General features: G+C 67.3%; 22 protein-coding genes. 12 read left to right on the forward strand and 10 right to left on the reverse strand.

What is annotated here, in order from left to right:
• Positions 1 to 347: 347 nt before the first annotated feature.
• Positions 348 to 1,943, reverse strand: coding sequence for an IclR family transcriptional regulator domain-containing protein (locus ACSQ9I_RS39000; RefSeq protein WP_436317259.1), 1,596 nt, complete (start codon positions 1,941 to 1,943; stop codon positions 348 to 350).
• Between the two features lie 171 nt (positions 1,944 to 2,114).
• Here ACSQ9I_RS39000 and ACSQ9I_RS39005 point away from each other — a divergent pair, with 171 nt between their 5' ends.
• The 5 genes from ACSQ9I_RS39005 to ACSQ9I_RS39025 are packed head-to-tail and all read left to right on the forward strand — an operon-like array spanning position 2,115 to position 6,086.
• A complete protein-coding gene (locus tag ACSQ9I_RS39005; protein ID WP_436317260.1) occupies positions 2,115 to 2,918 on the forward strand; it encodes a ribonuclease activity regulator RraA in 804 nt (267 codons plus the stop codon).
• A gap of 19 nt (positions 2,919 to 2,937) precedes the next feature.
• Positions 2,938 to 3,390, forward strand: a complete 453-nt coding sequence (locus tag ACSQ9I_RS39010; protein WP_436317261.1) for a nuclear transport factor 2 family protein — start codon at positions 2,938 to 2,940, stop codon at positions 3,388 to 3,390.
• Between the two features lie 7 nt (positions 3,391 to 3,397).
• On the forward strand, positions 3,398 to 4,870 hold the full coding sequence (locus ACSQ9I_RS39015) for an aldehyde dehydrogenase (NADP(+)) (protein ID WP_436317262.1): 1,473 nt from the start codon (positions 3,398 to 3,400) through the stop codon (positions 4,868 to 4,870).
• A complete protein-coding gene (locus tag ACSQ9I_RS39020; protein WP_436317263.1) occupies positions 4,864 to 5,160 on the forward strand; it encodes a Dabb family protein in 297 nt (98 codons plus the stop codon). Before ACSQ9I_RS39015 ends, ACSQ9I_RS39020 begins: the two co-directional genes overlap by 7 nt.
• Positions 5,157 to 6,086, forward strand: coding sequence for a hypothetical protein (locus ACSQ9I_RS39025; RefSeq protein WP_436317264.1), 930 nt, complete (start codon positions 5,157 to 5,159; stop codon positions 6,084 to 6,086). The genes ACSQ9I_RS39020 and ACSQ9I_RS39025 overlap by 4 nt, the downstream gene beginning before the upstream one ends.
• On the opposite strand, the gene ACSQ9I_RS39030 is transcribed toward ACSQ9I_RS39025, so the two are convergent.
• The 7 genes from ACSQ9I_RS39030 to ACSQ9I_RS39060 form a co-directional block, all read right to left on the reverse strand.
• Positions 6,071 to 7,159 (reverse strand): mandelate racemase/muconate lactonizing enzyme family protein, encoded by a 1,089-nt coding sequence (locus ACSQ9I_RS39030; protein WP_436317265.1) that lies wholly within the window; start codon positions 7,157 to 7,159, stop codon positions 6,071 to 6,073. The genes ACSQ9I_RS39025 and ACSQ9I_RS39030 overlap by 16 nt on opposite strands.
• Before the next feature lie 4 nt (positions 7,160 to 7,163).
• Entirely contained in the window at positions 7,164 to 7,976 is an 813-nt protein-coding gene (locus ACSQ9I_RS39035) for an NAD-dependent epimerase/dehydratase family protein (protein ID WP_436317266.1), read from the reverse strand.
• 1 nt (position 7,977) lies between these two features.
• Positions 7,978 to 9,264: a TRAP transporter large permease gene (locus tag ACSQ9I_RS39040; protein WP_436317267.1), complete on the reverse strand. Its 1,287-nt coding sequence runs from the start codon at positions 9,262 to 9,264 to the stop codon at positions 7,978 to 7,980.
• Positions 9,255 to 9,785 carry a TRAP transporter small permease gene (locus ACSQ9I_RS39045; protein ID WP_436317268.1) on the reverse strand — a complete coding sequence of 177 codons (531 nt, stop codon included), beginning with the start codon at positions 9,783 to 9,785 and terminating at the stop codon, positions 9,255 to 9,257. Before ACSQ9I_RS39045 ends, ACSQ9I_RS39040 begins: the two co-directional genes overlap by 10 nt.
• A gap of 35 nt (positions 9,786 to 9,820) precedes the next feature.
• Positions 9,821 to 10,804 (reverse strand): TRAP transporter substrate-binding protein, encoded by a 984-nt coding sequence (locus ACSQ9I_RS39050; RefSeq protein ID WP_436291333.1) that lies wholly within the window; start codon positions 10,802 to 10,804, stop codon positions 9,821 to 9,823.
• Between the two features lie 146 nt (positions 10,805 to 10,950).
• The gene (locus ACSQ9I_RS39055) at positions 10,951 to 11,991 is read right to left on the reverse strand and encodes an L-talarate/galactarate dehydratase (protein WP_436317269.1); all 1,041 of its coding nucleotides are present in this window, start codon (positions 11,989 to 11,991) and stop codon (positions 10,951 to 10,953) included.
• Positions 11,992 to 12,200: 209 nt separating this feature from the next.
• Positions 12,201 to 13,145: a LysR family transcriptional regulator gene (locus tag ACSQ9I_RS39060; RefSeq protein ID WP_436317270.1), complete on the reverse strand. Its 945-nt coding sequence runs from the start codon at positions 13,143 to 13,145 to the stop codon at positions 12,201 to 12,203.
• A 152-nt stretch (positions 13,146 to 13,297) separates the two neighbouring features.
• On the opposite strand from ACSQ9I_RS39060, the gene ACSQ9I_RS39065 reads away from it, so the two are divergent.
• From ACSQ9I_RS39065 to ACSQ9I_RS39090, 6 genes are all read left to right on the forward strand, one after another.
• Positions 13,298 to 14,296, forward strand: coding sequence for a Bug family tripartite tricarboxylate transporter substrate binding protein (locus ACSQ9I_RS39065; RefSeq protein ID WP_436317271.1), 999 nt, complete (start codon positions 13,298 to 13,300; stop codon positions 14,294 to 14,296).
• A gap of 1 nt (position 14,297) precedes the next feature.
• Positions 14,298 to 15,311 (forward strand): alpha/beta fold hydrolase, encoded by a 1,014-nt coding sequence (locus tag ACSQ9I_RS39070; RefSeq protein ID WP_436317272.1) that lies wholly within the window; start codon positions 14,298 to 14,300, stop codon positions 15,309 to 15,311.
• Positions 15,312 to 15,344: 33 nt separating this feature from the next.
• Complete coding sequence (locus ACSQ9I_RS39075; RefSeq protein ID WP_436317273.1) at positions 15,345 to 17,195, forward strand: tannase/feruloyl esterase family alpha/beta hydrolase; 1,851 nt, start codon at positions 15,345 to 15,347, stop codon at positions 17,193 to 17,195.
• A gap of 356 nt (positions 17,196 to 17,551) precedes the next feature.
• Positions 17,552 to 18,076, forward strand: a complete 525-nt coding sequence (locus ACSQ9I_RS39080; protein ID WP_436317274.1) for a hypothetical protein — start codon at positions 17,552 to 17,554, stop codon at positions 18,074 to 18,076.
• Positions 18,039 to 18,242 (forward strand): hypothetical protein, encoded by a 204-nt coding sequence (locus ACSQ9I_RS39085; protein WP_436291326.1) that lies wholly within the window; start codon positions 18,039 to 18,041, stop codon positions 18,240 to 18,242. Before ACSQ9I_RS39080 ends, ACSQ9I_RS39085 begins: the two co-directional genes overlap by 38 nt.
• A complete protein-coding gene (locus ACSQ9I_RS39090; RefSeq protein WP_436317563.1) occupies positions 18,239 to 18,367 on the forward strand; it encodes a hypothetical protein in 129 nt (42 codons plus the stop codon). The genes ACSQ9I_RS39085 and ACSQ9I_RS39090 overlap by 4 nt, the downstream gene beginning before the upstream one ends.
• Before the next feature lie 25 nt (positions 18,368 to 18,392).
• Here the strand turns inward: ACSQ9I_RS39090 and ACSQ9I_RS39095 are convergent, their stop codons facing one another.
• Both ACSQ9I_RS39095 and ACSQ9I_RS39100 read right to left on the reverse strand, forming a co-directional pair.
• Positions 18,393 to 19,796 carry a heavy metal sensor histidine kinase gene (locus ACSQ9I_RS39095; protein ID WP_436317275.1) on the reverse strand — a complete coding sequence of 468 codons (1,404 nt, stop codon included), beginning with the start codon at positions 19,794 to 19,796 and terminating at the stop codon, positions 18,393 to 18,395.
• Positions 19,793 to 20,464, reverse strand: a complete 672-nt coding sequence (locus tag ACSQ9I_RS39100) for a heavy metal response regulator transcription factor (protein WP_436317276.1) — start codon at positions 20,462 to 20,464, stop codon at positions 19,793 to 19,795. Before ACSQ9I_RS39100 ends, ACSQ9I_RS39095 begins: the two co-directional genes overlap by 4 nt.
• A gap of 128 nt (positions 20,465 to 20,592) precedes the next feature.
• On the opposite strand from ACSQ9I_RS39100, the gene ACSQ9I_RS39105 reads away from it, so the two are divergent.
• Positions 20,593 to 21,225 (forward strand): DUF5666 domain-containing protein, encoded by a 633-nt coding sequence (locus ACSQ9I_RS39105; RefSeq protein WP_436317277.1) that lies wholly within the window; start codon positions 20,593 to 20,595, stop codon positions 21,223 to 21,225.
• Positions 21,226 to 21,227 lie beyond the last annotated feature (2 nt).

The raw sequence follows: 21,227 nt of genomic DNA on the forward strand, positions 1-21,227 counted from the left end.
GCGCGGCAGCGGCACACCGCCCTACTTCGTCACGGCCAGACCAAAGTTCCGAGATTGAGTGTCTGATCACCCATATGGCCACGCTCGGACGGAGCCCGACGGTTCCGACGACCCTCGTCAAGGAGCTCAAGCGCGCTCATCGCGCCGGCCGGCTGCAGGTCTTCGGCGCTAGATCCAAATAACCAGGCAGTGCCGATGCCCGAAGGACGATGATCGATAGTGCCGTCCGCGCCCGCTCGATAGCACATTCGGCGGAGCGCGATCTGATTCTGGATCGAGGGTCGATGAAGTCAAGGATCGCCTCGACCACTGGCCGAAGCGACGTAGCGCAGCACCGAACGGCCGCGTCAAACGGTCAGTTCCAGCAACCGCCCCGACAGCGGCGCATTCGCCAGCGTGTCGAGCGGAACGCTGTGCCGCGCCGTCGTGATAACCAGCTTTTCGGCTTCCGCACCTTCTGACATCGGTGCAAAGGCCAGATCGGTGGCGCAAGGCACCGGCAAGCCGATCACGCGATCGAGCTGGCCGTCGGCGGTGAAGCGCACCACCGACCAGCCGTCGCTCAGCGCCGTCCAGATGCCGCCGTGTGCATCGAAAGCCAGGCCACTCAGGCGGCCCGAACCCTTGGGAACGGTCGCAAGTCGGCGCACGGCCCCCTGCCCTGGTCGCAACAGCAGGATCGTCCCCGAGCCCGGCACGGTGGCATAGAGCGCCTGCCCTCGGGCATGCCAGCCGAGCGCCTGCACCAGTTCACCCATGCGCCATTGCACTTCCAGCGCGCCGTCGGAGCGCACGCGGCCGATCGCGGTACCTGCCTCAGGCAGTGCGACGGCGGCCCACACCATATCGGCTTCGCCGTTGCACGCCGCGAGCACCTGCCCCGAGAGCCATGGTGCGAAAGGCGACGACTGCCCTCCAGCCGAGATGCGCTGTGCACCGCGCTCATGCACGGCGATCACGTCGTCGCCATGGCGCAGCAGCGCGACCACCGGCGCCTCGATGGTGGCGACTTCGCGATCCTGACCGCTTGCATAGAGATGCACCGAAGGCGCGAGCGCATCGGCCCACCAGAGCCGGCTGCCGTCCGCCGACCAGAGCGGATGCGCACCATGGAAGGCCCAGTGGCCGGGCAATGCGGTCACCGCCGCCTCGGTGCTCGGCGTCGGGTCGGTGCCGGCCAGCTGCAACTGCGCACCCACCCGGCGCGCGGCATCAGCCACCTCTGGCCCAAGCAGTTCGAGCCGCGCGCGCGTCAGGCGGTAGGCCGGACCGGCCACGCTGATGGCGCCGCGCACCTGGCCCGCCGCGTCGACGACGGGCGCGCCCACGCAGCGCACGCCAAGCACGATCTCCTCGTCGTCGATCGCATAGCCGCGCGCCCTGGTGATGCGCAGCTCGGCCTGGAGACGGCGCCGGTCGGTGATGGTGAGCGGCGTGAGCGGCTTCAGCACCGCGTCGCGCACGATGGCGTCGCGCGCCTCGTCGGGCATGGCCGAGAGGATCGCCTTGCCCTGGCTGGTGCAATGCACCGGCTTGCGCTGGCCGAGCGCGGCGGCCGAGCGCTGGCTGTGCGCGCCGTCGCAACGCTCCAGCGAAATGACTTCGCGGCCGTCGAGCGTGGCGAGATAGCTGGTCTCACCCGTGAGGTCGCGCAGCGCGCGCAGTTCGAGCGCCGCGGCGGCCACAAGGTCGGGCATGGCATAGGCTTGGCGCGCCATCTCGAAGCAGCGAAAGCCCAGGCAGTACACCTTGCGCAGCGGATCGCGCCGCACCAGGCCGCGCGCGACCAGGGTGGCGAGCAGGCGATAGACGGTGGTGCGCGGCAGGTCGAGCTGTTCCGCGAGCTCGCTCTGCGCCAAGCCTTCGGACGCCGCGCCTATGGCATCGAGCACATCGAGCGCTTTTTCGAGGGTGCCGGTGCCCTCGCCGGTGGAGCTGGCCATTTGCTTTGCCTTGCTTGCCTGTTTGTCTCAGATGCTGGTACTTGGCGCACCGGCAGGGGCCGGAACGTCGCTGCGGTCCATTCTATTTTTCGGACCGTCTCTCTACGATCAGGTTTCCGCTGGCGAAATGCCGCGTTCCTCCATCCGTTCCCACCATTTGAGACAAGGCACATGACCATGACCCCGCCCAAGCCGCTGGCGGCCATTCCCCAGCGCGCACCCGCACCCTTCGTTCCCGACGCGGTGCTCGACCGCCTGGCCCGCGCCACGAGCGGCTCGCTCACCACACAGCTCTACATCAAGGGCTTTCGCCAGCCGGTGCTGCACGGCCTGACGCCGCTCAACCGGAAGATCCTGCCCTTCGCGGGCCGCGCCTACACGATGCGCTTCATCCCGGCGCGCGAGGACGTGGACGTCTACGGCAACCTCACGACCGAACCCAGCGCCGACAATCTGCAGTGGGTGGGCGTGGAGCAGATCGAACCGGGCCACGTGCTGGTGATCGACAGCAACAAGGACGGCCGCGCCGCCTCGATGGGCAACATGCTCATCATGCGGATGATGATGCGCGGCGCGCGCGGCGTGGTCACCGACGGCAGCTTCCGCGACGGCACCGAGCTCAGGCAGATGGATTTCCCGATCTGGTGCACCGGCGTGACCGCGACCACCCGGCTGGCCTTCCACCACGTGGCAGACCTGCAGGTGCCGATCGGCTGCGCGGGCGTGGCGGTGTACCCGGGCGACGTGATCCACGGCGACGGCGACAACATCACCGTGATCCCGGCGCACCTGGCCGAGGAGATGGCCGATCTGTGCGAACAGCGCGACGACATCGAGGCCTATCTCGCACTGCGCGTGCAGGCCGGCGAGGCGCTGTGGGGCCTCTATCCGCCGAGCGACGCCACGCGCGAACAGCACAAGCAGTGGGTGGCCGATGGCCGCCCGCCCATCGCACCGGCACAACCCACGCGCTGATCTTCTCGAAAGGCTTTCAATGACCCGCAAGTTCACCCCCGAAGACCACGCGGCACTCATCCGCCGTTACTTCGACGCCTGCAACGCTGCCGACTACAAGGCGCTGGTCGACTGCTTCACGCCCGATGCCGTGCACTATTTCCCGGCCGGCCTGCCCGAGATTCCCTGGCGCACGGCCGACACCATCGCGAAGAAGTGGCAGTGGTGCGTCGAGACGCTCGGCTCGCAATGGACCATCGACAAGCTCATCGTGAGCCACAACACGCCCGAGGCCATGATCGAGTGGACCCACTGGAAGAACAAGAGCGGCACCGCGCTGCGCGGCGCCGAGTGGTACGAGTTCGACACCGAGACCGGCAAGATCAAGGAGATTCGCGCCTACTACGCGGCGCCGGCCGACAAGGACGCGAGGATCAACGAGCTCGTCGCCTTCGACTACGCGGGCCGCGGCTATCCCCTGAAGAGCAAGTAGGAACACCATGCTGCAATCTATCGAAGCGCGCACCGGCGCCGCCATTGGCGAGCACTGGGCCGAATCCACGCGCGCCGAGATCGACGCCGCGGTGCAGGCGAGCGCCGCCACGGCCGATGCGTTCGCGGCCACGCCTGCCGAACATCGCGCCGAGCTGCTGCGCGCACTCGCGTCGGCGCTCGAAGCCGATCGCGAGGAGCTCGTCGTGCTGGCCGATCGCGAAAGCGGCCTCGGCCTGCCTCGCCTGAACGGCGAACTCGACCGCACCACCTTCCAACTGCGCGGCTTTGCCGACGTGATCGAACGTGGCGATGCACATGCCTTCACCAACGACGCGGCCGTGGCAGCCCCGCCGCCCGCGGGCCGGCCCCATCTGATGCGCGTTCGCGTGCCAATCGGCCCGGTCGCGATGTTCTCGGCCAGCAACTTTCCCTTCGCGTTCTCGGTGCTTGGTGGCGACACCGCGTCGGCGCTGGCCGCGGGCTGTCCCATAGTGGTCAAGGGCCATCCCGCGCATCCGGGCTTGTCGCGGCGCACCGCTGCGCTGGCGCAGAAAGTCGTTGCCGCGCAAGGCTTGGACTCTGGCGTGTTCCAGTTCGTCGAAGGCGGCTCGGTCGAAGTTGGCGTGGCGTTGGTGAAGGCGCCGGCCATCGCCGCGGTGGCGTTCACAGGGTCGTTCAAGGGCGGCACCGCGCTTGCGAAGATCGCGGGAGAACGCCCCCGCCCCATTCCGTTCTACGGCGAACTCGGTTCGGTCAATCCGCTGGTCGTGCTGCCCGCGGCCCTCGCGAAGAACGGCGGCGAACTGGCCAGCACGCTGGCCGCGTCGATCTGCCTCGGTGCCGGCCAGTTCTGCACCAGCCCCGGCGTGATCGTGGTGCAGAAGGACGCGGCCGGCGACGGCTTCGTCGACGCGCTTGCCAAAGCCCTGAAGGCCTCGCATCCGCACCCCATGCTGTCGACCGGCATTCGCGCGACCTTCGATCGCGGCGTGGCGAAATGGCGTACCTCGCCGCAGCTCAGGCCTCTGGTGGACGATGCGGCCGACGCTGCAGGTGCGCCGCGGCCGTTCCTCGCCGAGGTGTTGGCCGCCGACTTCATCGCCGCCCCTGCCCTGCACGACGAAGTGTTCGGTGCGGCCGCGTTGGTCGTGCGCGTGGCGTCGATCGACGAAGCCGTCGAAGTGCTCGAGGCCATCGGCGGCTCGCTCACGGTCACGCTGTGGGGCGCCGAGGTCGAGAACGACGAAACGCGGCGCCTGGTGCGCGCCGCGACGCAAGTCGCAGGCCGCGTGCTCTTCGCGGGCGTTCCGACCGGCGTGGCCGTGACCGCCGCCCAGCACCACGGCGGCCCGTTTCCCGCATCGACGCAACCCTTCAGCACGTCGGTCGGCTACGCCGCGCTCGACCGCTTTCTGCGGCCTGTGGCATTGCAGGACGCGCCCGCCTGGTTGCTCGAACGAAAGGGCATGCCATGCTGAGACACATCGTGCTGTTCCGGCGCAAGCCGGAGCTGGCCAAGGACGAAGCGCTGGAGCAGGCGCTCGCCGACCGCATGGCCGCGCTGGGCGCACGCATCCCTGCGATCGCCGGTTGGAAGTTTGCCCCCAACGAGCTGGAGCGCCCGCCCGTCACGTGGGACTACGTGCTCGAAGCCGAGGTGGACGACGCGGGGGCGCTCGACGCCTATCTGTCCCATCCGCAGCACCAGGCGCTGGTCACCGATCTCAAGCCATATTTCGAGTGGGCGGCGGTGGACTACACGGCATGAGCGGCGTCTGGTCGCCGACGTTGCCGATCGAGCTGAGTGCCGGGAATGCGTGGGTGCGCATCGCACCGCAGTTCGGTGGCCGCATCACGCATGCCTGGCTCGAGGAGGCTGACGGATCGGTGCGAGCGGTGCTGCACCCCTGCCCGGAATCGTCAGCGCCGCGACTGCCGTGGCCCAAGGGCGGCTTGTATCCGCTCATTCCCTACAGCGGGCGCATCGGCCATTCGCGCCTGCAGCACGAAGGACAGCTCGTGCACCTCGCCGCGCACCCGGGCGGCGAGCCGCACACGTTGCATGGCATCGCGCAGCAGCGCAGCTGGATGCCGGAGCGGATCAGCCAGGACCACGCCGTCCTGCGCTACCGCCATCGACCGGACGTGCATTGGCCGTGGCATTTCGAAGCGTTGCTCGAGTTCGCGTTGAGCGCACGGCGCTTGCGCATCGGCATGTCGCTGCGCAATCTCGACACACGCACCATGCCGGCCGGGATCGGACTGCACCCATACCTTCCGCACGCGCACGGCACCTCGCTGCAGTTCGATGCCGGGGCGCCCTGGCCCTTCGACGCGGATTACCTTGCACAGGCGCAACCCGGCGCGCCGGCGGGGCCGCGCCGCATCGCGGTGCCAGCGGCCCGGTTCGAGGCCGGTGAGGTCACCTTGTTTCATGGCGATTGGACGGGCGCCCTCACGCTGGGGGGCGGCGACGGGACGACGCTGCGTCTGAGCGCCGATGGCGCGCTGACGCATCTGGTGGTCCACCGGCCGGCCGACGCGCCCTACGTCTGCATCGAGCCGGTCAGCCACGTGGCCGACGGCTTCAACCTGCACGCACGCGGCGTGCCCGGCACAGGCACACGCATCCTCGCTCCGTGCGAAACGCTGCAGGGCAGCGTGGAGATCGGTTGCGATCAGGACGTCGCGTAGCGCTGCAGTACCGCTGGATCGGGCTCGAAACCGATGCCGGGGCGTTGTGCGATGGCCATGCGGCCGCGCTCGGGCCGTTGCGGCTCGCCGCCGACCCAGGCCTGCGGCTCGACGTAGAGGTGCTCGAACATGCCGAACTCGTCGAGCGCCGCAGCCATCTGCAGTGTGGCGCAGTGGCCCGGCCCGAAGTACGGCGAATGCGGCATCAGCGTCTGTCCATTGGCGCGGGCGATGGCGGCCACGCGCAGGAACTCGCTGACGCCGCCGACCTTGGTGATGCTGGGCTGCGGATAGCGCACGGCCTGCGCCAGATGCCCGAACTCCTGGGCGGTGCAGGCGTTCTCGCCCGCGGCGATGGCCAGCCCCAGCGCGCCCAGGCGCCGCAGCGCGTCCCAGTCCTCGGGCGGAAAGACCGGCTCCTCGAGCCAGAGCGTGTCGAGCGCCACGAGCTCGGGAATCACGCTGGCTGCATGGTCCTCGGTCCAGCTGCAGTTGACGTCCACCGTGAAGCTGATCGCGCGATCGATGGCGCCGCGGCCGGCGCGGATCTCCGGCATCGTCACCTCGTGCAGCTTGATCGAGCGATAGCCTTCCCGCGCGGCCTTCTCGCAGTAGCGCGCCACGAGCTCGGTCGAGCCGTAGCGCACCAGGCTTGCATAGGCGTCCACGTGCTCGCGCTTGCGCTCGCCCGCGATCAGGGTCGCGAGATCGACGCCCTCCGCCTTGGCCTTGAGGTCCCACAGCGCGATGTCGATGCCCGACAGCGCGAAGATGGTCAGGCCGTAGCGACCGAAGAGCGCAAGGCGGCGTTGCAGCTCGAGGTTCAGCGCCACCGGGTCGTCGACGGTGCGCCCGACGAGCGGCGGCGCCACCAGGTCGCGGATGTGCGCGGCCACCGCGCGACTGCAGAAGTAGCCGAAGGCCTCGCCCCATCCAACCAGGCCGGTGTCTGTGGTGATGCGCACCAACACCATGTCGAGCGTGTGCCAGCGCTGCGGTGTGATGCCGACGCCGGCGCCGCCGTCCTCGAAGGGGATGGAAAGCGTGATGGGGTCGATGGCGGTGATCTTCATGGTTCTACCATTCATGGATGCGTTCGACGGCGCCGACGTATTCATTGTTGGCGGCCCAGCCGCCCATGGCGTGGGTGCCGACGAGGGCCGGGTCTTCGGCCGGCACAGTGGCCAGCACCTCGGCGGCGTGGACCTCCGCATCGTCCATCGGCCGATAGCCGAGCCGGAACGCGGCTTCGTTGTCGAAGAAGCCGCGCGTGTTGTTGGACACCCCGTACACCACCGCATAGCGCAGCTGCGGATGCGAAAGACCGATGCGCACCAGCTGCGCCAGGTCGCGCCAGCTCACCCAGATCGACAGGCGCCGGCGATCCGCAGGCTTGTCGTCCGCATAGCCGATGCGAATGCAAAGCACACGCAAGCCATGCTTGTCGGCGTACATCGCGCCGGCCTGCTCGCCGAAGGCCTTGGTGAGGCCGTAGCGGCTGTCGGGCCGAAGCAGCACGCCGGTTCCGATGCGGCGGGTGCGCGGGTAGTAGCCCACCACGTGGTGCGAACTCGCGAACACCACGCGCTCGACGCCGGCCTCCCGCGCGGCGTCGAAGACATTGAAGGCGCCGCGCACGTTGCCGTCGATCTGGGCCTCGATGTCGGCGTCGGTGGTACAGCCGGCCAGGTGCACCACGGCACGCACGCCCTGCATGGCGCGGCGCAGCGCGGCCCGGTCGGCGATGTCGCCGACCACGGATTCCTCGTTGTCGCAGAGGCCGGAGATGGGCTGGCGGTCCAGCAGACGCAGCTTCAGGCGGTCGGGCGCGAGCTCGCGTCGCAGCCCTGTGCCGACAATGCCGGCGGCACCGGTGATGAGGATGGTCATTTCAGTTTCCCATGAACATGTGCGGCAGCGTGAGCGAGAACGCAGGCACGTAGGTGACGAGCATCAGGCACACCAGCAGCGCGCCATAGAAGGGCCAGATCGATTTCATCACCTCGCCCACGGTGACGCCACCTATTGCGCAGCCGACGAACTGCGTGGTGCCTACCGGTGGCGTGTTCAGGCCAAGCGCGCAGTTGATGAGCATGACCATGCCGAACTGCGTCGGGTCCATGCCGAACTTCTGCGCGATGGGCAGGAAGATCGGCGTGCAGATCAGGATGGTGCTGCCCATGTCCATGAAGGTGCCGAGCAGGAACAGGATCACGTTGATGGTCAGGAAGATCACCCACGGCTTGTCGGAGATGCCTTCCATGAACTCGCCCGCGAGGTCCGGCACCGAGTACAGGCCCATGAGGTACTGGAACATCGTCGAGGCGCCGATCAGCAGCAGGATGACGCCGGTGGTTTTCGAGGCCTTGGCTGCCGCCTTCATGAAGGCGTTCCAGGTCATGGTGCGATAGAGGAAGAAAGTCAGGACGATCGAGTAGATCACTGCGATCGAGGCCGACTCGGTGGCCGTGAAGACGCCGCTGATGATGCCCGCCAGGATGATGAGCACCACCAGCAGACCCGGCGCGGCCGCGGCGAGCGAGCGCAGCATCACGTCCACTGCCGCGCGCTTCATCGCCGGGTAGCCGCGCTTGACGGCCACGAAATACGCCGCCGCGAGATTGCACAGCGTGAGCAGCAGCGCAGGCACGATGCCGGCCAGGATCAGCGATCCGATCGACGCGGCGCCGCCGGCGGCCAGCGCGAAGATGATCATGTTGTGGCTCGTGGGCATGAGCGCGCCAACCAGCGCTGCGTGGGTGGTCACGTTGACCGCGTAGTCGGCGTGGTAGCCCTCGCGCTTCATCATCGGGATCATGACCGAGCCCATGGCCGACACGTCGGCCACCGGAGAGCCCGCAACACCGCCGAACAGCGTGCATGACACCACGTTCGACAGGCCCAGCCCGCCGCGGATGTGACCGACCAGGTTCTTGGCCGCGGCCACGATCTTGTCGGCGATGCCGCCATGCAGCATCAGCTCGCCGTTGAACACGAAGAACGGGATGGCGAGGAACGAGAACACGTTCATGCCCGACATCATTTGCTGGAACAGGACGGCCAGCGGCAACCCCTCGTAGAGGATGGTGCAGACCGCCGACAGCGCGATGGCGAAGGCCACCGGCACGCCCATGGCGAGAAAGCCGAAGAAGGCGACGGCGAGGATGGTCAGTGCCATGCGGGCTCCACTTCCTGCCCGCGCAGCGCGGCGATGACGTGCTCGATGGAAAAGAGCACGATCAACGCGCCCGAGACGACCAGCGGCACGTAGCGCAGCCCTTCGGACACGCCCAGCCCCGAGATCCTGTAGTTCATGACCGAGACGCCAAGCAGACAGCCGTTGTAGACCATGGCGGTGCCGAACAGCGCGACCAGCACATGGATCACGAGCTCGACCCCTTCGCGCACCCGGTCAGGCGCGAGCACCAGCAGGGACTCCATGCCGATGTGGCCCGCATCGCGCACGCCCACGGCTGCGGCGATCAGGGTGACATAGAGCACCAGCAGCAGGGCCAGGCTTTCCGCCCAGGCCGGCGGGTTGTTCAGGACGTAGCGGCCGAACACCTGCCATGCCACGGTGACCACGATCAGCAGCAGGCCGGCGACCGCGAGGTACATGCCGTAGCGCGCCAGCGTGGCGTTGAAGGAGGTGAGCGGACTGCGCGCAGGCTGCACGCGAACTGCAAGATCGACGGACATGGAATGGCTCCGCTGACGGGGGTGCGCCCGCGCGCCTACCGGGTGTCCTCAATCCGCTTGACCAGGCTCTTGAGCTCCGGCGCGGCGGCGTACTTGTCGTAGACGGGACGCACGGCCTTGATGAAGGCGGCGCGGTCCGTGATCGGCACGATCTGCGAGCCGCGGGCGACGACGGCTTCGCGCGCTTTCTTCACGCGTTCGTCCAGCAGCCCGCGCATGTAGGGCACCGAGTCCTTGGCTGCCTGGCGGACGAGATCGCGGTCGGCCTGCGGCAGGCGGTCCCAGACGGCCTTGGAGAACACGACCACGCAGGGCAGCAGCGTGTGCTCCGTCAGGTTGTAGTACTTGGCGTTCTCGAAGTGGCGCGAGGTCTGGTAGGAGAGGACGCTGTTCTCGGCGGCATCGATGATCCCGGTGGACAGCGCCGTGTACACCTCGCCGTACGGCAGCGGCGTGGCGCTTGCGCCCAACGCCTCGGTCATGGCGACGAACATGTCGGATTGCTGCACGCGCAGCTTCAGCCCCTTCATGTCCGCCAGCGAGCGGATGGGCTTCTTCGAGTAAACCGAGCGCGCGCCGTCGTCGTACCACGCGAGGCCCACGAGGCCCTGCTTCTCCATGGCCTTGAGGATCTCGTCGCCGATGGGGCCGTCGAGCACCGCATGCATGTGGGCCTCGTCGCGGAACACGAAGGGCAGCGAAGGCGCGATGCTCTCCGGCACCATGTTGTTAAGCGGCGCCAGGCTCAGGCGCGCCATGTCCAGGCCGCCGATCTTCAGCTGTTCGATGGTGTCGCGCTCGGTGCCCAGCGCGCTGTTGGCATAGACCTTGAGCTTCAGGCGGCCCTTGCTGCGCTCCTCGAGCAGCTTGCCCATCTGCTTGACGCCCTCGACGGTTGGGTAATCGGGCACCTGGGTCTCCGCCACACGGAAGTCACGGGCCTGGACGGAAAGTGCAAGCGCGGCCGCGGCAATCGCCGCCGCTGCCCGCAGGCGCAGGAAAGTACGCTGGACGTGCATGTTGTCTCCTTTGTTGGAATCGATGATTGGCTTGCGGAACTCACCAGCCGGTGGGCCGATTATTGAAAGCAAGCGAGCGTCTTCGCAGGACGCTCCGAGCGCCGATGCGGCGATTCGTCCCACAGGACGGGACAGAGCCGCCGTGCTCAGGGCCGCTTGCCGAACTCCTGCGTCTCGGTCGTCCACTTCAGTGCCTGCTCGCTCAGGCTGAAGCCCAGGCCCGGACGGTCCGACACGTGCATGCGGCCGTCCTTCAGGTGCATCTGCTCGTTGAACATCGGACCCAGCCATTCGAAGTGCTCGAGCCAGGGCTCGATCGGGTAGGCCGCGGCCAGGTGCAGGTGGATCTCCATCGCGAAGTGCGGCGCCAGCTTGCGGCCCTTGAAGGCCGCCAGGTTCATGATCTGCAGGAAGGGCGTGATGCCGCCGACGCGCGGTGCGTCGGGCTGGATGTAGTCGCTGCCCTCGGCCATGATGAGCTGCGCATGCTCGCCGAAGCTGGTGAGCATTTCGCCGGTGGCGATGGCGGTATCGAAGCGCTGGGCCAGCTGGGCATGGCCTTCGAAGTCGTAGGCATCGAGCGGCTCCTCGATCCAGGTGAGGTCGAAGTCCTCGAACGCACGGCAGGCGCGCGTGGCCTTCTGGCGGTCCCATTGCTGGTTGGCATCGACCATCAGCGGGAACGAATCGCCCAGCAGCTTGCGCACTTCGTCCACGCGCTGGATGTCGATGGCGAGATCGGGCTGGCCCACCTTGAGCTTGATGCCTCCAATGCCGCTCTCGCGCGAGATCGCGACGTTCTTGAGCACCTGGTCCAAAGGCGTGTGCAGGTAGCCGCCCGAGGTGTTGTAGCACTGCACCGAGTCGCGCTCGGCGCCGAGCAGCTTGGCCAGCGGCAGCTTCGCGCGCTTGGCTTTCATGTCCCACAACGCGATATCGAACGGCGCAACCGCCTGCGTCGTGAGGCCGCTGCGGCCCATGCTCGCGCCGGCCCACAACAGCTTGGTGAAGAGGCGAGAAATGTCGTTCGGGTCCTCGCCGATCAGGTTGGGCGTGCGATGGCGGGACTGGACGCGGGGTTTTAGCACGCATTCGCTGCGGGGCCGCTTCGTGACGGAGGCAGGTCGGCAGAACATGTCGCTGCCCGAGACGATGGCGATCACCGGGCACCAGAGCGTGGCGACCATCGGGGTACTTCAGGGCCGAGAGCGCACTGGGCAACAGGGTGTCAGCCGGATGCTCGAAGAGGTTTGATGCGCGTAGGGCTGTCGCGGTCCGCCCGCCGTGCCAATGATGAAATGAAGAGTTATCTGCATAGCACGCCTCTCCATTGCCGAAGAAAACCTGCGCATGCCGATCTGCACGCGGCCCACTCCGTGCCGATCTCAGAAAAGACTTAGTGTTGAGAAGACTTCGGTTTACGCGGATGTTTGCCACTGACACTAACCCGCTCGCGCATCTCCGGAGTGACTTCGAACAATCGGGCCAGGAATTCGAACAGGCTTGCGCTGCTCTCGCTCGCGCCGACCGATGGCTTCAGCAGGCCGAGGGGTTCCATCGGGATGTCACTGCTGACCCGGATCTCGGCGAGTTCGCGTGCAAGCAAATGAGGCCGCACAAAACTCAGCGGCAGCAACGCGAGCAGATCGCCTTGCCGCAAGAGCCACGTCATCATGCTGTCCGAACGCGTGACCAACGGATGGGTCTTCGGCGTGCCGGGGAAGCGCTCCGCGAGTGCGTCGAATTGCGCCCGTGCCGCAGATCCCGCCGGCGCCAACAGCCAAGTCTCCCCGCCGAGGCTCTTCCAGCTCACGCGCTTGGCATGGGCTAGGCGATGATTCACCGAGCCCACCACGGCAAAGCGATCCTGCAGCAGAGGAAGGAACTGCCACCCTTGGGGGTTGACCATGCGCTGGCGGCAAGCGACAAGATCGACTTCACCTCTGGCGACTGCCAGGAGCTGGTCATCGTTCTCGGCCTCGCGCAGATGCACCCGGATGTCCGGCCAGCGCGCGTTGAACTGCGGGATCGCTTCCACCAGCAATCCGTTGACGGCCGCCGCGGAGGCGATGAGCCGAACGCTGCCACGGCCGGCGCTGCGCCGGGCGGTGACGATCTCAGCGCTCTCCGTCACGCCCAGCATCACCTGGCGCGCCACCGGCAGCAGATCGGCGCAGGCCGGCGTCGGCCGGACCCCGCGGGCATGTCGGTCGAAGAGCCGGATGTCCAGCAGCTGCTCGAGGTAGCCCAGCATTTGCGTCACCGAGGACTGCGTGGTGCCGATCGCATCGGCCGTGCGCTGCACGCTGCCGAGCTCCGAGAGCGTCAGCAGCACCTGCACATGGCGGAACTTCCCGCGTGCGAGCAGCCGGTTGACGAGGACGGAGGCGGACTGTTCCAAGGTATCGCCCAGTCTAATACCTGCGGCCCCCTTTTAATTGGGCGCCGCGGCGCTGACTCTGCAAGATGCATCCACAGAACAAAGGAGACAGAGTGAGCTGCACGATCTCTTGCGGCATACGGCGCCGCGACATCCTCGTCGCCGGCGCGGTCCTGATGGCCTGCGTCGGCCTATCGATGCACGCGCACGCGCAAGCCGCAGATTTTCCCACGCGGCCCATCCAGCTCGTGGTCGCTGCACCGGCGGGCGGTCCCTCGGACGCGGTCGCGCGCATGCTGGCGGAGGACATGGCGAAAATGCTCGGCCAAGCCGTCATCGTCGACAACAAGCCGGGCGCGGGCGGCGCCATCGCCGCCGATGCCGTGGCGCGCGCGGCGCCGGACGGCCACACCCTTTTGCTGTCCTGGATTGGCAACGCGACGAACCAGACCTTGTTGCCCCGGCAGGCCCTGGACATCAACCGCGACTTCTTGCACATCACCCAAGTGGTCTCCGGCGCCAATGTCCTGGTGGCGCGACCCGGTGTCGCCGGGTCTCTCAGGGAGCTGCTGTTGCTCGCCAAGGCGCAGCCGGCAAAGCTGAGCTACGCGAGTGCGGGCAACGGCTCGTCCGGCCACCTCGCCATGGAGATGCTGAAACAGCGCGCAGGCGTTTCCCTGGTCCATATTCCCTACCGCGGCGGCGCGCTGGCACTCAATGACCTACTGGGCGGTCAGGTCGACCTGATGTTCCTGAACCAGGACGCCGTGATGCCCTATGTGCGCAGCGGCCGGCTGGTCGCGCTGGCGATCAGCAGCAGCGCGCGCAACGCGCAGCTGGCCGAAGTGCCGACGGTGGCCGAGTCCGGCTTCCCCGGCTTCGAGGCGACCGCATGGGCCGGCCTCTCCGCGCCGCGCGGCACGCCCGACGCGGTGGTGCAGCGCCTACACGCTGCGGCGCTGAAGGTTTTGCAAGGTCCCTTCCGAACGAAGCAGGAGGCGATCGGCGCACAGGTGGTCGGGTCCACGCCCGCCCAGTACGCCGCCTTCGTGCGCAGCGAGACCGACAAGTGGGCCGTCGTCATCAAGACCGCAGGCATCCGACCCGACTGACATGAACCACACGCTATCAATCGGCTCCTTCGAACTGGAGTCAGGCCGGGTGCTGCCCGCCGTGGACGTCGGCTACGTCACGCACGGCACACTGGCACCCGATGGCCGCAACGCCGTGCTGGTGACGCATGGCTACACCAGCGGTCCCTCCATGCTGTCTCCGGGCCATCTGACCGCGGAAGGGTCCTGGGCGCCGCTGCTCGGTCCGGGACGCCCGCTGGATACCGAGCGCTTCTTCATTGTCTGCTCGAACATGCTGGGCTCCGCCTTCGGCACCACCGGTCCGGCCAGCATCGACCCGGCGACCGGCCGCCCATGGGGTGGCGATTTCCCCGCGATCACGCTGGGCGACATCGTCGGCGTCCAGCATCGCCTGCTCGCGCAACTCGGTATCAGGCACCTGAGGGCGGTGGTAGGCCCCTCCTATGGCGGCTGGCAGGCGCTGCAGTGGGCGCTCGACCAGCCCGACATGGTCGACGCCATCGGCGTGCTGATCTCGGGCCTGACGCATCCGCCGGGACTGAGCGCCGCTTCCGTGCGCGCCCGGCTCGCCGAAAGCCCGCAGTGGCACGGCGGCCGCTACTACGAACACGGCGGCATGTACCAGGACCTGCTGCAGATGCGCCTGCAGACGCTGCGCTCCTATGGCCTGGAACGGCTCTACGAGGACCGCATGCCCGATCCGCAGGAGCGCCAGGCCGCGCTCGAGCGGCCGGCTCGCGAATGGGCTTCGCGTTTCGATCCGCACAGCATGGTGGTGCTGGCCGGCGCCGCCGAGCGATTCGACGTGCGCGCGCGCATGGCGGAGATCCGCGCCCGGCTGCTGTTCGTCGTCTGCACCACGGACGCGATCTTCCCGCCGAATCCGCAGGTGCGCGCGCTTCTGCAGCGCACGCGCGGCGGGCACCGCTATCTCGAGCTGGACAGCCCGTATGGCCACATGGCGTCCGGCATCGAATGGCGCCGGCTTGAGCCCGAGCTGCGCTGGCTGCTCGCCGACCTGCCATGCCAGTGAATCGATAGACCCACAAACAACACAGGAGACAACATGAGGAAGAACGACTCGCACACGAAGAAGCGCCCCGCGCCGTGGGCCGCACTCGGCCTGCTCGCCGCACTCGCCGGCTGCGGCGGAGGTGGCGGCGGCATCCGCTTCACGCCCCCTGCGCCGCCGCAGCAAGCCGCGACGCTGAGCTGCGACGACAGCATGAAGACCGCCTTCAAGCCGGACGCGAACACCACCGTCACGCTGGTCCAGGCCTTCAAGGCGGGCGACGCCCTGAAGCTCGCCAACACGCCCGCCACGCCCGCACCGCCCGTGGCCGGCATCGACACCTGCCTGGTCAAGCTGCTGGTGGGCCCCGGCAACCCCGGTCCCGCCGGCGCACCCTCGACCTCCACCGGCATCGGCATCGAGGTCTGGCTGCCCAAGCCGAGCGCCTGGAACAGGATCGTCCGCGCCTTCGGCAGCGGCGGCTGGGCCGGCGGCGTCCATGCCGACACCACGCAGATCGGCTCGCGCGCCCAGTTCATCCCGGCGCTCAACGCCGGCTACGCGATCAGCGCCTCCGACCATGGCCACGCACTGCTGAACAACGGCTCCTTCGCCATGAACCCCGACGGCACCATCAACACCGTGCTGTGGCAGGACTTCGCCGAGCGCAGCATGCACGAGGTGGCGGTCAAGACCAAGGCGCTGGTGAAGGCCTACTACGGCGAGGCGCAGGCCTATGCCTACTGGGACGGGTTCTCCACCGGCGGACGCCAGGGCTACAAGATCGCGCAGAAGTACCCGGCGGACTTCAACGGCATCCTGGCCGGCGCGCCGGCTTTCAACTGGAGCAAGTTCATCACCGCAGAGCTGTACCCGCAGGTGGCGATGCAGCGCGAGCTCGGCGCGCCGATGGCCGCGGCGAAGCTGAACTTCGCGAGCGGCGCGGCCGTCAAGGCCTGCGACACCCTTGGCCTGGGCTTCCTGCTCGACCCGCTGCAGTGCCGCTACGACCCGACCAAGGATGCCGATGCGTTGTGCGCGGGCGTCGCCGGCAACGGCGTGACCGGCGCGAGCACCAGCGCGTCCTGCGTGAGTCTGGCGGAAGCCCGCGTGATCAACCAGATCTGGTACGGCCAGACGGCGAGCGGCAGTACGCCGGACCCGGCCGGCGACAACGGCAGCGGCACGGCCCTCGGCAGCGCGGATCACCTGTGGTGGGGCCTGACGCGCGGCACCAACCTGGCCGTGTCGCTCGCCGGCAGCAACCCGTTCCCGATCGCGACCGATCAGGTGGCGCTGGAGCTCCAGGATCCGAGCTATGCCGGACCCAGCTTCACCAACGCGAGTGGCAACGGCACGAGCAAGTGGAAGGCGCTGGACTATGCAGGCCTCGCGAATGCTTATGCGCAGGGCATCGTCTTGCAGCCGCAGTTCAGCTCTATCAACACCGACGATCCGGACCTGAGCGGGGCGCGTGCGGCCGGCACGAAGATCCTGTCCTATCACGGCCTGGCCGACGACAAGATCATGCCGCAGGGTTCGATCAACTACTTCACCCGCGTCTCCGCCGCGATGGGCGGCAACGCCGAGGTGCAGAAGTTCAATCGTCTCTTCCTCATTCCCGGCCTGGCGCACGACAGCACTTTCGCGAGCAGTGCGTCCGTCGATCCTGCGACCGGCGCCAACCTCGCGGCCCGGCGGGTACCGCTGCCGCAGCCCGCGGGCGGGCGCGACGAGTTGTTCACCGCTCTTCGAAACTGGGTGGAGAACGGTGTGGCGCCGACGCGGATCAACTTGGCCTCCTCCGATGGCAGCGTGGGCATGCCCTTGTGCCTCTATCCGCAGAAGCCGAGCTACTCGGGCAGCGGCTCGGTCGCAGCGGCGAACAGCTATGAATGCAAATGAACGCGACGGGTGAATCGCATGGTGTCTCGGCCACCGCTTCACAATCGACGCCTAAGCTTTGTAGATAGCGCGGTATCGCGCCGGCGCGGTGTGCGTGTCTCTGTCGCAGTGCGATCGCCCTCGCACGCGCGGACGACGACCTCAACAAGGCCTGTTCGAGGAGATCAACGCCCATCCGCCGCCTTCAGCGGTGTTGCGCAGGACTTCGGCAACGACTACCGCGCCGGCATCAAGATTAGCTTTCCAGCGCGTGAACAAGGCCGGCGGCATCCACGGCCGAAAGATCGAGCTGATTTCCCACGACGATGCCTACGAGTGCGGTATTCCTCAGCCATTGCTGGAGCTTCTCTGCACGTATGGGCCGTTCTACCGTGTTCGGCAGGCCGTCCGAGCCCGCTGGGGTGAGCGTGAGTACCGCCCCTGGCCATTCCGGCGGCCTCGGCCGCGCCGCCCTCCGCCGCGGCCCCATCGACGAGCAGCGCGGTCATACGGCGGCACGTCTACCAGCCCCACAGCGCCCATTGGGCGTCTTTCGCGCCGGCTGGAAGGACGGCACACTCACGGTGCGGCCGCACCCGGGTGACCCGGACCCGAATCTGCTGATCGAGACCTCTCCTCGGCGCTGCGCCACCGCGCACGCGTGGCCGCGCCCATGGTGCGGCGCGGCTGGCTCGAGGACGGCCGGGGAACCGAGGCCAAGCGCGGGCGCGCGCAATTCGTCCGGGTGTCCTGGGACGAGGTGTTGGACCGGCTCGCCACGGAGTTTGTGGCGCGTGAAAGAGCAGCACGGCGGTGGACTACCGGCTGGCGCCCGAACATCCCTTTCCAGCGGCGGTGGACGACATGGCCCGTGCGCTGCGCTGGGTGGCAGCGGGCAGTAGTCAGCGCGGCACGGTTGATCGGCGACGACTTCTACGGCATCGGTCTGAAGCAGACAGTGGCCGGCGAGTTCGTGATCGAGATCAACGACAACCCAATCCAATGTTGGCGCCGAAGTCAAAGTGCTCGGAGACGAGCTGTACCGCCGCTTGCTGGCGCGCCTGTTGACCAGAGTCGAGGGCCGCACTGCGATTGCCGGCCGAGAGGCTCGCGCGGGGCGCAGCCTGGAGCGCCACCTGCGGCTGGGCGCAATGCTGGTGATCCACGCCAATCCGGCTGTCGCGTCCACCTGAGTCACGGCTCGCCCATGGGCGGCACTCACCCCCTCATCGCGGGAAAGCGCAACTCGAAGCGAATCAAGCCGGGCGTAGAGCATGAAGCGCACACTTCGCCGCCGTGCAACGCCATGATCGCCTTGACGATCGCGAGCCCGAGGCCGTTGGATTCGGTGTAGCTGCGTGCTGCGTCGCCTCGGTAGAAGCGGTCGAACAGGCGCCCGAGCTGTTCGGGCGGGACCGGCACCCCTTCGTTCTCGACAGCTATCGTCGCCATGTCGCCATCTTGCGCACCGATCAGCCGCACGGTCGTCCCCCGTGCGCCGTGGCGCACCGCATTCACGACGAGGTTGTTGATCGCGCGCCGGCACAGCGCTGCATTGACGAAGGCCACACCGCTGGCTCGCACGTCGAACCGAAGCCCGCTCTCATCGGCAGGGCCTTCGAAGTATTCGGCGATCTTCTTAAGCTCGCCGTGCAGCGCAATCGGTGCTCGCTCAATCGCCAACGATGCGTGGTCGGCCTGCGCGAGGAACAGGATGTTCTCCGCAATCTGGCGCAACCGGTTCAGCTCTTCGAGGTTCGATTCAAGAAGGTGCTGGTACTCAGTGCCGCTGCGGGCCCGTTGCAGCGCGACTTGCGTCTGCCCGATCAGCGCGCCGATGGGGGTGCGGATCTCGTGCGCGAGGTCGGCAGAGAACTGTGAAAGACGCTCGTAACCCGTGGCAATGCGGTCAAGCATGGCGTTGAACGCGACGACCATATGCTGGACTTCGAGTGGCGCATCATGCTCTGGCAGCCGCACGGCAAGATTGATCGGGTTGATCAAGGCCGCCTTTCCGGCTACTCGGTGCAGTGGCCTCAGGCCGTGCCGCAGCACCAGATACGCAAGAATGGTCGAAGCGAGCGTCGCGACGAGGGCGCTGAGGACTACGCGATCCCGGTTGGCGCGAATCATCTTCAACTCGTTGGTCAGCGGGTGGCCGGCCACCACCTCCACCATGTCGCCATCGCGGCCGGAACGCGCGAGCGCCGCGACCCAATGCATCGGCACGCCGTCAGCCGTCGGGATGTTCAGTACGTTCCCGACCACGAGATCGCGATCAGCGGCCACCGCAGCGAGCGTGCCGGGCACTGAAAGGCGGCGGGGGTTGACATCGATGAAAGGAGCCTCGCCGGGGCGGCGAAGCAGCAATACATCGCTCTCGGCACCCAGCATGGCCTTGAACAGCAACGGCCGCTCTTGCAGGTCGGCGATCGTCTGCACATTGCCCACCAGGCGGCGGAAGTGCTGTACTCGGCCGATCAGCCGAGTATCGATCTGTTCGGTGATGGCCGCGCGCGTGGTGTAGAAGAAATACGCGCCGAGCATGCCGGTGACGGCACACGCGATCAGGGCAAGCAGCAATGTGGCGCGCACTGCCAGAGATCGCGGCAGCCACTTCATGGCGCGTCCCCGAACGAATAGCCGATGCTGCGCACCGTGTGGATCAACTTTTTCTCGAACGGCTGATCGATCTTCGTGCGAAGGCGCTTGATCGCGACGTCGACGACATTGGTGTCGCTGTCGAAATTCATGTCCCACACTTCGGAGGCGATCAGCGTGCGCGAGAGCGCCTCGCCCTGCCGCTTGATCAGCAACTGCAACAGAAGGAATTCCTTGTTGGTCAGCACGATCTCCTTGCCTTCACGAGTGACCTTGCGGCGCAGCGCGTCGAGCTTGAGATCGGCGAATTCGTAGAACTCGGCTTCGCGCACGATGCCCCGGCGCAGCAGCGTGCGAATGCGCAATACGAGTTCGGTGAACGAGAAGGGCTTGACGAGATAGTCGTCGGCGCCGAGTTCAAGGCCGCGGATGCGGTCGTCCAAGCCGTCGCGCGCGGTGAGGAAGAGCACAGGCAGATCGCGCCTGTCGCGCAAGGCCTGCATGATCTGCCAGCCGTCGATGCCGGGCAGCATCACGTCGAGCACGACGAGGTCGTAGGTGTTCTCCAGCGCCATGTGCAGCCCATCCGTGCCGGTGCGCGCCAGGTCGACGGCGTAGCCGCTTTCCTTCAGGCCCTTCTTCAGGTAGTCGCCCGTCTTCGGGTCATCTTCGATAACAAGGATGCTCATGGGAGTGTGTTCGCCATTCTCTCGCGCGGCGCGGCGTCGGTTCATGACTTTTTTGTCATCCGAATGTCATGCCCATGACCATGGGCGATCCCTAGAGTGGCTTGGTCTTCATTCTCTACGGCTCATCCATGAACACCAGATTCGGAAAACTCCTTCGGACCCTCGCCCTCCCGACCTTGATGACCGCCGGCCTGCTTGGCGCCAGCTACGCCGTGCACGCCCAGACGCCGCCGCCGGTCGGTGTGCGCGGCGCGATCACCGCGGTCAGCGACGATGCGATCAAGGTCCATACCAACCGCGGCGAAGACCTAACGATCAAGATCAACAACAACACGCAGGTTCGCGCGGTCACGCTCGCCAAGTTGACCGACATCAAGCCCGGCAGCTACATCGGAACGGCGGCGACTCCCCTGCCCGACGGTTCGCTGAAAGCGCTCGAGGTGCATGTGTTCCCGCCCGCGATGGCGGGCACCGGGGATGGCCACCGCGCCTGGGACTTGGGACCCAAGAGCACGATGACCAACGGCACCGTGGGTGACCTGGTCGCGACCAACGGCCGTACCCTGACCCTCAAGTACAAGGGCGGCGAGAAGAAGATCGTCGTGCCGGATGACGTGCCGATCGTCAACCTCGAGCCCGGCGACCGCTCGCTGCTCGCGGTCGGCACCAAGGTCGTGCTGTTCGCGAAGAAGGAAGCCGATGCGAGCCTGTCCGCAAGCTTCATCTCCGCGGGCAAGGACGGCGTGACGCCGCCGATGTGAAG

The sequence above is a fragment of the Variovorax sp. LjRoot84 genome, assembly GCF_964254305.1.
Lineage (GTDB): Bacteria > Pseudomonadota > Gammaproteobacteria > Burkholderiales > Burkholderiaceae_C > Variovorax.